Below are 12,480 nucleotides of genomic sequence, written 5' to 3'. Positions count from 1 at the left end.
AGGGTTGGGGTGAGGGGAGTCTCCGTGGGGCGGTGACAGCTGAGCCCGAGGAGAGTCCCCCTCACCCGAATTTGCGCTTCGCGCAAATTCGACCTCTCCCCGCAAGCGGGGCGAGCTGAAGAGGTTCACTCCCGCTTGAACTTATAATCAAACGCGTCGCCCAGCGGCTTGATCAGCCCCGCCGTCGGCGCCGGGAAATGAACCGGTAAAATCAGCGTGTCGGTGTCCGCCACGGAGGCGAAGAATTTTCGCCGCGAGAGAGCCGACTGCTTCGGGTCCCAATCCGGCTTCGCCGACCAGTCCGGCTCGCGGCACTGGATCTGGTGATGCATGAGGTCGCCCGCGACCACCGCGCGCTGGCCCTTCGAAAAGATGTTCACACAGCAATGACAGGGCGAATGTCCCGGCGTCGGCGTCAGCGTGATGGTGTCGTCGAGCGCGTAATCATCGTCGACCAAGAGCGCCTGCCCCGCTTCGACGATCGGCAGGCAATTGTCGCGAAACACGGTGCCGGGCGGATTGCTGCCCTTGGCGTTCTCCGCTTCCCAGGCCGCGTATTCACCCTTGTGAAAGACGTATTTCGCATTCGGAAATGTCGGCACCCAGCGGCCGTCGCGCAAACTCGTGTTCCAGCCGGTGTGATCGATATGCAGATGCGTGCAGAACACGTAGTCGATCTGCTCAAAACCGATGCCGAGCGCGAACAGCTCGTTGCGCCAGCGCTCCTTGCCCGGAAAATCGAACGGCGGCGGATGGCCCTTGTCCTCGCCGGTGCAGGTATCGACCAAAATGGTGTAGCGCGGCGTGCGCACCACAAAGGTCTGGTAGGTGATGACCAGCATGCCGCGCGCGGCGTCGAACACCTCGGCCTCCATCGTCGGCAGATGACGGCCGAACACGCCCTCGTCATAGGCCGGGAAGAAATCCCGCGGCCGCCGCCACGGCCCCTCCCGCTCGATCACGGCGTCGATGGTGATCTCGCCGATCCGGAGTTGCTTCATCGCCGTTTCACTCCCTTTTTTTCAAAAGCGTAGCGAGGGCGGCCGGGGCGTTCAAGCGAGCGAATTGATTGCAAATCTCTCGATCTGGTTGTAGCCCGGATGAAGCGAAGCGTAATCCGGGACGGTCTGCATGGTTCGCTATCGGCGCAATCTTCTTCCCGGCGGCACCTTCTTCTTCACCGTGACGCTGGACGATCGAACATCGTCCGCGCTGATCGATCATGTCGACCAACTGCGCGGCGCATTCCGCGTCACACGGGCCGAACGACCATTCGAGATCGACGCGATCGTGATCCTGCCCGATCACCTGCACGTCATCATGACGCTCCCGGACGAAGACGCTGACTTCTCCGGGAGATGGCGGCGGATCAAGAGCCTATTCACTCACCGGCTGGCGTCGTCCGGCGCCCCGATCTCCCGCAACGACCGTGGCGAATTCGCTTTGTGGCAAAAGCGTTTCTGGGAGCACACCGTCCGCGACGATGCGGATTTCGAACGATGCGCCGATTACATTCATTATAATCCGGTCAAGCACGGGCTCGTCGCGTCACCGGTCGATTGGCCGTACTCATCGCTCCATCGCTACGTTCGGGCTGGTATGCTCGCTCCCGATTGGGGAGGCGTTGGCGAGATCACAGGCAATTTCGGCGAACGTGGAGACTGATCCCGGATTGCGCTGCGCTTCATCCGGGCTACGGGTCCAACGACCTGCACTTCGTAGCCTGGATGGAGCGAAGCGTAATCCGGGGCGACCATCCGCATCGCACGACTGCCCGTGTGGCACGAATCCCGGATTGCGCTGCGCTCCATCCGGGCTACCCGCCCCCCAATTACGACCGCAACCCCGGCGCCTCCTGCCCGGTGCGCGCAACATATTCCGTGTAGCCGCCGCCGAACTGATGGATGCCTTCCGGCGTCAGCTCCAGCACCCGGTTCGACAATGTCGCCAGAAAATGCCGGTCATGCGAGACGAACAGCATGGTGCCCTCGAAATCGGAAAGCGCCGTGATCAGCATCTCCTTGGTGGCGAGGTCGAGATGGTTGGTCGGCTCGTCCAGCACCAGGAAGTTCGGCGGGTCGAACAGCATCTTGGCCATCACCAGCCGCGCCTTCTCGCCGCCTGACAGCACGCGGCAGCGCTTCTCGACGTCGTCGCCGGAGAAGCCGAAGCAGCCGGCGAGCGCGCGCAGGCTTCCCTGTCCCGCGGTCGGAAACGCGTATTCGAGCGATTGAAACACCGTCTGCTCGCCGTCAAGCAGGTCCATCGCGTGCTGGGCGAAATAGCCCATCTTCACGCTGCCGCCGACCGTCACCGTGCCCTGGTCCGGCTCGCTCGCGCCCGCAACGAGCTTGAGCAGCGTCGACTTGCCGGCGCCGTTGACGCCCATCACGCACCAGCGCTCCCTGCGCCGGATCATGAAATCGAGCCCGTCATAGATGCGCTTGGCTCCGTAGCCCTTGTGCACGTTCTTGAGCGCCACGACGTCCTCGCCCGAACGCGGTGCCGGCGGAAAATCGAATGCCACGCTCTGGCGGCGGCGCGGCGGCTCGACCCGCTCGATCTTGTCGAGCTTCTTCACCCGGCTCTGCACCTGGGCGGCATGCGAGGCCCGCGCCTTGAAGCGCTCGATGAACTTGATTTCCTTGGCGAGCATCGCCTGCTGGCGCTCGAACTGCGCCTGCTGCTGCTTCTCGTTCTGCGCGCGCTGCTGCTCGTAGAATTCGTAGTCGCCGGTATAGGTGGTGAGCGAGCCGCTATCGATCTCGATCACTTTTGAGATCACGCGGTTGATGAACTCGCGGTCATGCGAAGTCATCAGCAGCGTGCCTTCGTAATCGTGCAGGAATTTTTCCAGCCAGATCAGGCTTTCGAGGTCGAGATGGTTGCTCGGCTCGTCGAGCAGCATCACGTCCGGGCGCATCAAAAGAATACGCGCCAGCGCTACGCGCATCTTCCAGCCGCCGGAGAGTTTTCCGACGTCGCCGTCCATCATCTCCTGGCTGAAGCCGAGGCCGGACAGCGCTTCGCGCGCGCGGCCGTCGAGCGCGTAGCCGTCGAGCTCCTCGAAACGGTGCTGCACCTCGCCGTAGCGGGTGATGATCTCGTCCATCTGGTCGGCTTTGTCAGGATCGGCCATGGCGGCCTCGAGCTCGCGCAGCTCGGCCGCGACCTCGCTGACGGGGCCGGCCCCGTCCATTACCTCGGCCACGGCGCTGCGGCCCGACATCTCGCCGACGTCCTGGTTGAAATAGCCGATGGTGATACCGCGATCGGTCGAAACCTGCCCCTCGTCGGGCAGTTCCTCACCGGCGATCATCCGGAACAGCGTGGTCTTGCCGGCGCCGTTCGGCCCGACCAGGCCGATCTTCTCCCCCTTGTTGAGGGCCGCGGAGGCTTCAATGAAAAGGATCTGGTGGCCGGCTTGCTTGCTGACGTTGTCGAGGCGGATCATGACTGTCTTTTGGGGGATTTTTGCGTTGCAGCGTCATAGGGCATGCCGGCGCGGAGGGGAAGCCCGGCGGGGTACGAAATCGGACTAGGCCGATACCGCCTCATGTCAGGGGCCCGACCGCTCACGGCAACTAAACCGCGACCGACAGCCCAGGAGCGGGCTGCTGGCGGCCAGCCCCGCTGTCACTCGCGGCTTGTGCTCCACATCATGCGGGAGCTTGCGCCGATCGTTTCCGCCTCCTCCGATCTTTGGAAGGTCATTGGCCTATGCCGTGGTCTAGATGACTTCCACACATCCGGCGACTGGAGTTGGCATGGTCTCGTGACGGTCAGCCGGCTCGGCCACAACATTCCTGTCGAGACTCAACATGCGAACGCCGCGATGCAGACGTTCGCCTTCATCTTTGCTGCGCCGCGACAGGCCCGTGAGTATCTCACTACTGAACGCTCGAATGGGATCGCCTAAGACTAAGGAATGCGACATCGGGTAGCTTGTCGGATGCCGGCAATACGTCCAAACTTCGATCAAAGTCGCTGGAATGCGGCCTACCTCCAGCGGTTATCGACGCGCACCGAAACGCGTTCGAACAACGAAGCCGCCAGGGAGGACGTCCATGACTGTAAAGTCTGAAAAGACCAGAACCACTCGTCGCAGATTCTTGCTGACGGCCGGCGCCGCCGGCGCTGCCACCATCGCCATGCCGCAAGTCAGCCGCGCGCAAACGGCGACCCTGAAGATGCAGGGCTCGTGGGGCAAGGCCGATGTCTTCAACGAAATGGCCGAAGACTATGTGAAGCGCGTCAACGAGATGGCCGGAGGTCGACTGCGCATCGACTATCTGGTCGGCGGCTCGGTCGTGCATCCGTTCCAGGTATTCGATGGCGTTCATGGCGGCCAGATCGACGCCGCACACACGGTCACTGTCTACTGGTACGGCAAGCACAAGGCCGCCTCGCTGTTCGGTACAGGCCCCGTGTTCGGCTTCAACGCCAACGAAGGCCTCGGCTGGATCCACAACGGCGGCGGCAAGGAGCTGTTTGAGGAGCTCCAGACCAAGATCATGAACGTCAACATCAAGAGCTTCTTCGCCATGCCGATGCCGACCCAGCCGCTCGGTTGGTTCAAGAAGCCCATCACCAGCGCGGATGACCTCAAGGGCTTGAAGTATCGCACGGTGGGCCTGGCCGCCGATCTCTTCCAGGCGATGGGTGCATCCGTCGCGCAGCTACCCGGTGGCGAGATCGTGCCCGCGATGGAGCGCGGCGTGATCGACGGGTTCGAATTCAACAATCCGACCTCGGACCGGCGCTTCGGCGCGCAGGATGTCGCCAAGAACTACATGATGGGCAGCCATCATCAGGCGACGGAATATTTCGAGATCATGTTCAACCGGACGAAATTCAACGCGCTGCCGAAGGAACAGCAGGCGATCCTGCAATACGCAGCCGAAGCTGTGTCCTCCGCCAACGAATGGAAAGCCATGGATTATTATTCGAAGGACCTGCAGGAGCTGATTAACAAGGACAAGGTCAACGTCGCGCGGACGCCGAAGTCGGTGTTCGACGCGCAGATCAAGGCGTGGGACGGTCTGATCGCCCAGCTCGGCTCGGATCCGTTCATGAAGAAAGTCATGGACTCGCAGAAGGAATGGGTGCGCCGCGTGGTCTACTACAACACGAATAACGCGACGGACTACCGCGGCGCCTTCGAGCATCACTTTCCTGGCGTGCTCAAGGTCTGAGGGCTGTCGCGGCGCGATTGGCGTGAGGCCGTATAGAGGGGCGGCGCGATCGAAGCGCCGCCCACGAATTAGGGGGACGTCCGGATGTATTGCTCGCAGCGAGTTCGGCTCGCATGACGAAATTTCTGTTCTTCATCGACGAGCTGAGCACGTGGGTCGGCAAGGCGTTTGCATGGCTGATTCTCGTCCTTACGCTGGGTGTCAGCTACGAGGTGTTCGTGCGCTACGTGCTGCGTGCGCCGACCACTTGGGCTTTCGACATCAGCTACATCACCTATGGCGCGATGTTTCTGATGGCCGGCGCATATACGCTCTCGCGCAACGGCCATGTCCGCGCCGACGTGGTCTACCGCCTCTGGTCGCCGCGCACCCAGGCAACGATGGACCTCGTCCTGTATATCCTGTTCTTCCTGCCGGCGATCGGGGCGCTGATGTATGCGGGCTGGAATTACGCCCATATGTCGGTGCGGTTCCGCGAGGTCAGCATCTTCAGTCCGGCCGGCGTGCCGGTGTTTCCGCTGAAGGCGCTGATCCCGCTCACCGGCTTCCTTCTGTTCCTGCAAGGGATCGCCGAAATCATTCGCTGTGTGCTTTGCATCCGCACCGGCCGATGGCCGCAACGCCTGCACGACGTGGAAGAAACCGAGAGCCTCGTCATCCGCGAGCATCAGCAGCAGGCGGTTGAGCCGCAGCGCGAGAAGGGACCAGGCGCATGACCGATCCTCAACTCGGCATGCTGATGTTGGGCCTCTTCATCTTCATCATCATGCTCGGATTCCCGATAGCCTTCACGCTGATGGCGATGGGCGTCTCGTTCGGCTACTATGCCTACTACACCCCCGGTCAGGACTTCTTCCAGAATCGCATCTTCACGCTGCTGGTGCAGAAGACGTTCGAGGTCACGTCCAGCGACGTTCTGGTTGCGGTTCCGCTCTTCCTGTTCATGGGCTATCTGGTCGAGCGCGCAAACATTCTCGACCGCCTGTTCTACTCGCTGCAATTGTCGATGAAGAACGTGCCGGGCGCGCTTGCGGTGGCCACGCTGATCACCTGCGCGATGTTCGCGACCGCCACCGGCATTGTCGGCGCCGTTGTCACGCTGATGGGCCTGCTGGCCCTGCCCGCGATGTTGCGAGCGGGCTACGACACCAAGCTGTCGGCAGGCGTGGTCTGCGCCGGTGGCTGCCTCGGCATCCTGATTCCGCCGAGCATTCTCCTGATTGTCTATGCGGCGACCGCCGGCGTTTCAGCGGTCAAGCTTTATGCGGCCGCGTTCTTTCCGGGATTCTTGCTCGCTGGCTTCTACGTCCTCTATGCGATGACCCGCGCGATCATCAATCCCGCGCTCGCGCCGAAGCTGCCGCGCGAGCAGACCGACGTGCCGACGTCCAAGGTCGTCTGGGCACTTGCCACGTCATTCCTGCCACTTGCGTTGCTTATCGTTTCGGTGCTCGGCGCGATTCTGTTTGGCTTGGCAACGCCATCCGAGGCGGCCGCGGTGGGTGCCCTCATGAGCATGGTTCTGGCGGCCGCCTATCGTTCGCTCAACTACGAGATGCTGCGCGAATCCGTGTATCTGACCGTGCGCGCCACCGCGATGGTTTGCTACCTGTTCATCGGGTCGTGGACGTTTTCCGCGGTGTTTGCCGTCCTTGGCGGACAGTCGGTGGTGGAGCAGTTCTTCACCTCGATGGACCTTTCGCCGATCCAGTTCCTGCTGCTGACCCAGCTGATCATCTTTCTGCTCGGTTGGCCACTGGAATGGACCGAGATCATCATCATCTTCGTGCCGATTTTCCTGCCGCTGCTTCCCCAGTACGGCATCGATCCGATCTTCTTCGGCATCCTGGTGGCACTGAACACGCAGACGGCGTTCAACACGCCGCCGGTCGCGATGGCCGCCTTCTATCTGAAGGGCGTGGCGCCGCCTCAGGTGAAGCTAACCGACATCTTCTCCGGCGCGCTTCCCTTTGTCGGCCTCGTCTTCCTCACCATGGCGTTGGTTTACATCTTCCCGGAGATCGCATTGTGGCTGCCCACCTATCTCTATGGATCCCGATGAGCGGACCCGGTAAACCGCAGAAAGTCGGCGCATGAGTCTCAACGCGCTCGGTCTCACGGAAGCTGCGACCGGCATCCGCGATGGCCGCCTCAGTTCGACCGAGCTTGTCGGCGACTGCCTCAGGCGCATCGATGAGGTCGATCGCGATATCCATGCGTGGGCATTCCTCGATCCCGACCACGCGATGCGGCAGGCAGAGGCAGCCGACGATCATCGCAAGCACGGCAAGGCTTTAGGCCCGCTGCATGGCGTGCCCGTCGGCATCAAGGATATCTTCGACACCGGCGACATGCCGACGGAATTCGGCTCAGATCTGTGGACCGGACGCACGCCGCGCCGCGATGCGGCGGCCGTGGCGCGTCTGCGGGCGGCTGGCGCTGTGATCCTCGGCAAGACGGTGACCACCGAGTACGCGTACTACAATCCCGGCAAGACCCGAAATCCGCACGACACGGCTCACACGCCCGGCGGATCGTCCTCGGGCTCCGCCGCGGCCGTTGCGGCGCTGATGGTGCCAGGTGCCATCGGCTCGCAGACCAACGGCTCGGTAATCCGTCCTGCCGCCTTCTGCGGCGTGGTCGGTTTCAAGCCCACGCACGGCATCATTCCGCGCACCGGCGCGCTTGAATTGTCGCGCACGCTCGATCATGTCGGCGTGTTTGGGCGCAGCGTCGAGGACGTGGCCCTGCTCGCCGAGGCCCTCGCCGGCTTCGACCAGGAGGATCCGGACACCCGGTCTGTTGCGTGTCCGCCATTCTCCACGGTCGCGGCGAGCGAGCCGCCGTTACCGCCGCGATTTGCCTTCGTACGCTCTCCGGTCTGGGATCAGGCCGAGCCGGTGACGCATGATGCCTTTGCCGAGCTCGTCGAGGTTTTGGGTGACGCCTCGAGCGAAGTCGAGCTTGGGCCCAGCTTCGACATGGCCGTCGATATGCACCGCATCATCATGGAAGTCGATATGGCGCACAATCTGCGGCGCGACTACCAGCGGGGCGCCGACAGGCTGAGCACACCGCTGCGTCAGGCGATCGAGCGCGGCCGCACGCATCTCGCGCTGGATTATCGCAACGCACTGTCCGGCATTGCGCCGCTCAATCAGGCGCTGGACCATATCTTTGACGAATATGACGCGATCCTGACGCCCGCAGCGCCGGGCCCGGCGCCCGGAATTGAGACGACGGGCAACCCGATTTTCTGCACGCTTTGGACCTATCTCGGCGTGCCCGCCATCAGCCTGCCGTTGATGAGCTCCGAAACCGGCCTTCCGCTCGGCGTTCAGCTCGTCGGCCGCCGCGACAACGATGCCCGCCTCCTGCGCACGGCGCACTGGCTTGTCAGGACCATCGGACGCACCGGTCGTGGCACTCGGCGCAAACTCGCGAGCGCCGGGGCGAAATCGGCTCCCGGTGCGGAGAAAAGGAACGTGCGATGACCAATGCGATCACCGGACTCATCGGCCTCGCGCTCGTGGTGACATTTCTTGGAATCCTGGTGGTTTGGATCAAGGCCATCCCGCTCATCATCATTGTTGTCAGCGTCATGATTCTGGCAGTGATCGATTTCGTGCGATCCCTGCGGACGAACGGCGGGCTTCGCTGACTGCCGGGCTGGCAAGACCGCCGCGTCTCCATCGATTCACCAGAAATCCAGGCGCTTGCAGGCCATCGGCCTGCATCATGGCCACCTATTGCGCGCCAACTATTCCACGGTGTATCTCGCCGTCAGCGAATGACCGTGCAAACTCGCGGAAAACACCACAATGGCCTTTGGCGACAGCTCGGCCTGCAGCTTTCCCGCCATCAGGTTGGGGTTGGCCGGCGCGAGCGGAACGGTGACGGTCTTGCCGCCGTCCTGAATCGTTGCGCGCCCCCGCATGTCCTTGGTCGACAGCGGAGAACCATCGTCGTCGCCCACATAAAAGACAATTTCCGTGCCCTTGCGGACAAACTCGATCGGATGTCCTTGCGACTTGACGACGGGACCGCCGTTGCTGCCTTTAGCCTGCGCCGTGGCAGAACTCGGGGCAGCGGCGATCACAGCGATCAAGGCAAGGAACGCATATTTTCTCATCGGTAGCTCCTCGGGGCTTGTGCGGAGTTCAATAGGCTTCCGCGGGGGTGAAGGTTGCGGCATGTCCGGCCGCCAGGCGGTCCAACGGCGGCTGGCCGAACATCAGAAACAAAATTGGGGTCACGATGGTGTCGAGGATCGTGGCGCTGAGCAGGCCGCCGAAGATCGTCACGGCCACGGGGTGCAGGATTTCCCTGCCCGGTTGATCCGCGCCGATCAAAAGCGGCGTCAGGGCAAGTCCTGCGCAGAGCGCCGTCATCAGAACGGGGCTGAGGCGCTCCATGCTGCCGCGAACGACAAGCCCGGTTCCAAAACGCTCCCCCTCATGAATGGCGAGATTGATGTAGTGCGAGATCTTCAGGATCCCATTACGCGCCGAAATGCCGGCAAGCGTGATGAAGCCGATCATCGACGCAACCGACAAGGGTTGGCCGGAGATCTTCAGCGCCGCAACGCTGCCGATCAGGGCGAGCGGTATGCCGCCCATGATGATCAGCGACAGAGCGGTTGATCGGTAACGACTGTAGAGGACGATGAAGATCAGGGTCAGGGATGCCAGCGACAGAATGCCGATGCGCCACGAGGCCTGCTGCTGGGCTTGAAAGGCACCTTCGAGGTTGGTGGTGTAGCCTTGCGGAAAATCGAGCTCCCGAACCGCCTTCTGGATGTCGGCAGCGATATCGGCGATGTCGCGGCGCCCGTCCCCATTGCCGTAGACGACGATCCTGCGCTGGGTTCCCTCCCGCTGAATCTGGTTCGGTCCATCTGTCTCGACGACTTCAGCTAAAGCGCTCAGCGGAACGAATTCCAGGCCCGTCGGAATGAGCAGGTTTTGCAGCCCGGTTGTCGAACGGTCTTGCTCCGACAGGCGCATGACGACGTCGAAGCGGCGGTTACCGTCGACGATCTGGGAGACCTTCCGGCCATTGGAAAGCGTGTCGAGTGCCTGGATGATCGCGGCCGGCGTCAGGCCATGAAGTGCGGCGCGAGCATGGTCGACCTGAACCCGCACCTGCGGAATGAGCACCTGCTTTTCGACCTGGAGATCGACCAGACCGGGGATCGCCGATAGACGTTGCCGCACGGTTTCGGACAGGCGGCGCAACATCTCGATGTCCTGTCCAAAGATCTTGAGCACGATCTGGGCACGAATACCCGACTGGAGATGATCCAGGCGGTGGCTGATCGGCTGTCCGATGGTGACCGCCGCCGGCAGCGCGGACAGGGCCTCTCGGATGCTCGCATAAATGTCCACCTTCTGCCGGCCGGACGAAACGAGATCGACATCGATCTCGCTGTAGTGCACGCCTTCGGCGTGCTCATCGAGCTCCGCGCGGCCGGTGCGGCGCCCGACCGATTTCACCTCGGGCACCTTTGCGAGCAACTGCTCAGCCAGGAGTCCAAGACGGTTCGACTCCGCGAGCGAGATTCCCGGATTGAATTGCAGCGACAGCACCAGCGTCCCTTCATTGAAGGGGGGAAGAAAACTGCGGGGCATCTGGCTCGCGGCGTAGCCTGCCACGACGACCGCCGCCGCGACTGAGCTCAGCACGAGACCCGGCCGCTCGAAAGCCCATCCGAGCACCAGCCGATTGGCCTGCTTCAGCCTGGTGACAACAAGGCTTTCGCGGTCGCCTGAATGGGTCCGCCCCGAAAGCAGATAGTAGGACAGAACCGGCGTCACCGTGATCGACGTCAGCAGCGAAGCGAGGATCGAGACCACATAGGCCACACCAAGCGGCGTGAACAGCCGTCCTTCGATGCCCGGCAGGGCGAATAGCGGCACAAAGACGAGAACGATGATCATCGTTGCATAGACGATGCTGGAACGAACCTCCTGGCTCGCCCCGGAGATCACGTCCAGAACATGACGCGGCGTGCTCGACGCGGCGTTCTCCCGCAAGCGCCGCAGGATGTTTTCAACATCCACCACGGCATCGTCGACCAGTTCGCCGATGGCGATGGCAAGGCCACCCAGCGTCATCGTGTTGATCGTGAGCCCGAAGGCGCGGAACACCAGGATCGTCACGAGGATCGAGATTGGAATAGCCGTCAGCGAAACGAGCGCGGCGCGTCCGTTCATCAGGAAGACGAACAGGACCATGGCGACCACGATGGCGGCCTCGACCAGAACGCGCTCAACGTTGCTTATCGATGTCTCGATGAAGGTGGCCTGGCGGAATTGCACGTTGGTGACGTTAATCCCACTGCGCATGGTGCGTTGCAGGTCCCTGAGCACGGCTTCAATGTTGCGCGTCAATGCCACGGTATCCGCGGCTGGCTGCTTCATGACGCTGACGATGACGGCGGGCTTGCCATTGTAGCCGGCGTCGCCCCGCTTGGTGCGCGCGGCGAAATCAACGGCGGAGACCTGCTTCAGCAGGATCGGTTGCCGGTCGCGGGTGGCAACGACGGTGTTGCCGAGGTCCTCGATTTTCCTGGTGAGTCCGACATTGCGGATCAAATATTCGCGGCCATGCTGGTCAACAAAGCCGCCGCCGCTGTTGGTGCCGAACTTTGCGACCGCCTGCTCGATTTGGTCGTGAGTGACGCCGAGCGCCTGCATCGTCGCAACGTTCGGCGTCACCCGGTATTGCCGGACCTCGCCGCCGATGGGTATCACCTGGGCGACACCGGGAATGGCAAGGAGCTGCGGCCTGACGACGAAGTCGGCGATCTCGCGCACTTCCATGGGCGAAGCTGTGCCATCGCTCGTCAGCGCGATGAGCATGATCTCGCCCATGATCGACGTCACCGGCCCCATCTGGGGATTGACCGAAGAGGGCAATTGTTCGCGGATCAGCGCCAGCCGCTCCGAGACGAATTGCCGGGCGCGGTAAACGTCGATACCCCAGTCGAATTCGACATAGACGACTGATAGCCCAACGCCCGAGACCGAGCGCACCCGGATCACGCCGGGCATGCCGTTCATCGACGTCTCGATCGGAAACGTCACCAGCTGTTCGACCTCCTGGGGCGCCAGTCCCTCTGCCTCGGTCAGAATGTTGACGGTCGGGCGATTGATATCCGGCAGGACGTCAACAGAAACGCTCGGCAGGACAAACAGGCCGTAGCCGACCAGCACGGCGGCTACTGCCAGCACGAACAGGCGATTGCGCAGACTTGCTTGCACGATGAGCTTGAACATGAGCG

At 62.4% G+C, this 12,480-nt stretch carries 11 protein-coding genes; 7 read left to right on the top strand and 4 right to left on the bottom strand.

The window, feature by feature from the left end:
• Window positions 1–125: 125 nt before the first annotated feature.
• The gene (locus GGD62_RS01675) at window positions 126–1,001 is read right to left on the bottom strand and encodes an MBL fold metallo-hydrolase (RefSeq protein WP_183706891.1); all 876 of its coding nucleotides are present in this window, start codon (window positions 999–1,001) and stop codon (window positions 126–128) included.
• 130 nt (window positions 1,002–1,131) lie between these two features.
• Here GGD62_RS01675 and GGD62_RS01670 point away from each other — a divergent pair, with 130 nt between their 5' ends.
• Complete coding sequence (locus GGD62_RS01670; RefSeq protein WP_179730647.1) at window positions 1,132–1,665, top strand: REP-associated tyrosine transposase; 534 nt, start codon at window positions 1,132–1,134, stop codon at window positions 1,663–1,665.
• A 166-nt stretch (window positions 1,666–1,831) separates the two neighbouring features.
• Here the strand turns inward: GGD62_RS01670 and GGD62_RS01665 are convergent, their stop codons facing one another.
• Complete coding sequence (locus tag GGD62_RS01665) at window positions 1,832–3,454, bottom strand: ABC-F family ATP-binding cassette domain-containing protein (RefSeq protein WP_183706890.1); 1,623 nt, start codon at window positions 3,452–3,454, stop codon at window positions 1,832–1,834.
• A 207-nt stretch (window positions 3,455–3,661) separates the two neighbouring features.
• On the opposite strand from GGD62_RS01665, the gene GGD62_RS01660 reads away from it, so the two are divergent.
• The 6 genes from GGD62_RS01660 (at window position 3,662) to GGD62_RS01635 (ending at window position 8,856) form a co-directional block, all read left to right on the top strand.
• Entirely contained in the window at window positions 3,662–3,919 is a 258-nt protein-coding gene (locus GGD62_RS01660; protein ID WP_183706889.1) for a hypothetical protein, read from the top strand.
• 148 nt (window positions 3,920–4,067) lie between these two features.
• The gene (locus GGD62_RS01655) at window positions 4,068–5,195 is read left to right on the top strand and encodes a TRAP transporter substrate-binding protein (protein ID WP_183706888.1); all 1,128 of its coding nucleotides are present in this window, start codon (window positions 4,068–4,070) and stop codon (window positions 5,193–5,195) included.
• Between the two features lie 113 nt (window positions 5,196–5,308).
• Entirely contained in the window at window positions 5,309–5,911 is a 603-nt protein-coding gene (locus GGD62_RS01650) for a TRAP transporter small permease subunit (RefSeq protein WP_183706887.1), read from the top strand.
• Window positions 5,908–7,257: a TRAP transporter large permease subunit gene (locus GGD62_RS01645; RefSeq protein ID WP_018322911.1), complete on the top strand. Its 1,350-nt coding sequence runs from the start codon at window positions 5,908–5,910 to the stop codon at window positions 7,255–7,257. The genes GGD62_RS01650 and GGD62_RS01645 overlap by 4 nt, the downstream gene beginning before the upstream one ends.
• 31 nt (window positions 7,258–7,288) lie before the next feature.
• Window positions 7,289–8,689: an amidase gene (locus tag GGD62_RS01640; RefSeq protein ID WP_183706886.1), complete on the top strand. Its 1,401-nt coding sequence runs from the start codon at window positions 7,289–7,291 to the stop codon at window positions 8,687–8,689.
• Window positions 8,686–8,856, top strand: a complete 171-nt coding sequence (locus GGD62_RS01635) for a hypothetical protein (RefSeq protein WP_018322909.1) — start codon at window positions 8,686–8,688, stop codon at window positions 8,854–8,856. The genes GGD62_RS01640 and GGD62_RS01635 overlap by 4 nt, the downstream gene beginning before the upstream one ends.
• A gap of 99 nt (window positions 8,857–8,955) precedes the next feature.
• Here GGD62_RS01635 and GGD62_RS01630 read toward each other — a convergent pair whose 3' ends face one another.
• Complete coding sequence (locus GGD62_RS01630; RefSeq protein ID WP_246799972.1) at window positions 8,956–9,327, bottom strand: hypothetical protein; 372 nt, start codon at window positions 9,325–9,327, stop codon at window positions 8,956–8,958.
• Window positions 9,328–9,355: 28 nt separating this feature from the next.
• The gene (locus tag GGD62_RS01625; RefSeq protein WP_183234095.1) at window positions 9,356–12,475 is read right to left on the bottom strand and encodes an efflux RND transporter permease subunit; all 3,120 of its coding nucleotides are present in this window, start codon (window positions 12,473–12,475) and stop codon (window positions 9,356–9,358) included.
• Between the last annotated feature and the right edge of the window lie 5 nt (window positions 12,476–12,480).

It is taken from the genome of Bradyrhizobium sp. ERR14, assembly GCF_014198235.1.
Taxonomy (GTDB): domain Bacteria; phylum Pseudomonadota; class Alphaproteobacteria; order Rhizobiales; family Xanthobacteraceae; genus Bradyrhizobium.
Note: the sequence above shows the minus strand (reverse complement) of the source record. Positions and strands in the feature narration are given on the sequence as shown.

Excerpts from the sequence above, each read along its gene's own strand:
- GGD62_RS01675 (WP_183706891.1), bottom strand. The coding sequence starts at position 1,001 with ATGAAGCAACTCCGGATCGGCGAGATCACCATCGACGCCGTGATCGAG.
- GGD62_RS01670 (WP_179730647.1), top strand. The coding sequence starts at position 1,132 with ATGGTTCGCTATCGGCGCAATCTTCTTCCCGGCGGCACCTTCTTCTTC.
- GGD62_RS01665 (WP_183706890.1), bottom strand. The coding sequence starts at position 3,454 with ATGATCCGCCTCGACAACGTCAGCAAGCAAGCCGGCCACCAGATCCTT.
- GGD62_RS01660 (WP_183706889.1), top strand. The coding sequence starts at position 3,662 with ATGCGGGAGCTTGCGCCGATCGTTTCCGCCTCCTCCGATCTTTGGAAG.
- GGD62_RS01655 (WP_183706888.1), top strand. The coding sequence starts at position 4,068 with ATGACTGTAAAGTCTGAAAAGACCAGAACCACTCGTCGCAGATTCTTG.
- GGD62_RS01650 (WP_183706887.1), top strand. The coding sequence starts at position 5,309 with ATGACGAAATTTCTGTTCTTCATCGACGAGCTGAGCACGTGGGTCGGC.
- GGD62_RS01645 (WP_018322911.1), top strand. The coding sequence starts at position 5,908 with ATGACCGATCCTCAACTCGGCATGCTGATGTTGGGCCTCTTCATCTTC.
- GGD62_RS01640 (WP_183706886.1), top strand. The coding sequence starts at position 7,289 with ATGAGTCTCAACGCGCTCGGTCTCACGGAAGCTGCGACCGGCATCCGC.
- GGD62_RS01635 (WP_018322909.1), top strand. The coding sequence starts at position 8,686 with ATGACCAATGCGATCACCGGACTCATCGGCCTCGCGCTCGTGGTGACA.
- GGD62_RS01630 (WP_246799972.1), bottom strand. The coding sequence starts at position 9,327 with ATGAGAAAATATGCGTTCCTTGCCTTGATCGCTGTGATCGCCGCTGCC.
- GGD62_RS01625 (WP_183234095.1), bottom strand. The coding sequence starts at position 12,475 with ATGTTCAAGCTCATCGTGCAAGCAAGTCTGCGCAATCGCCTGTTCGTG.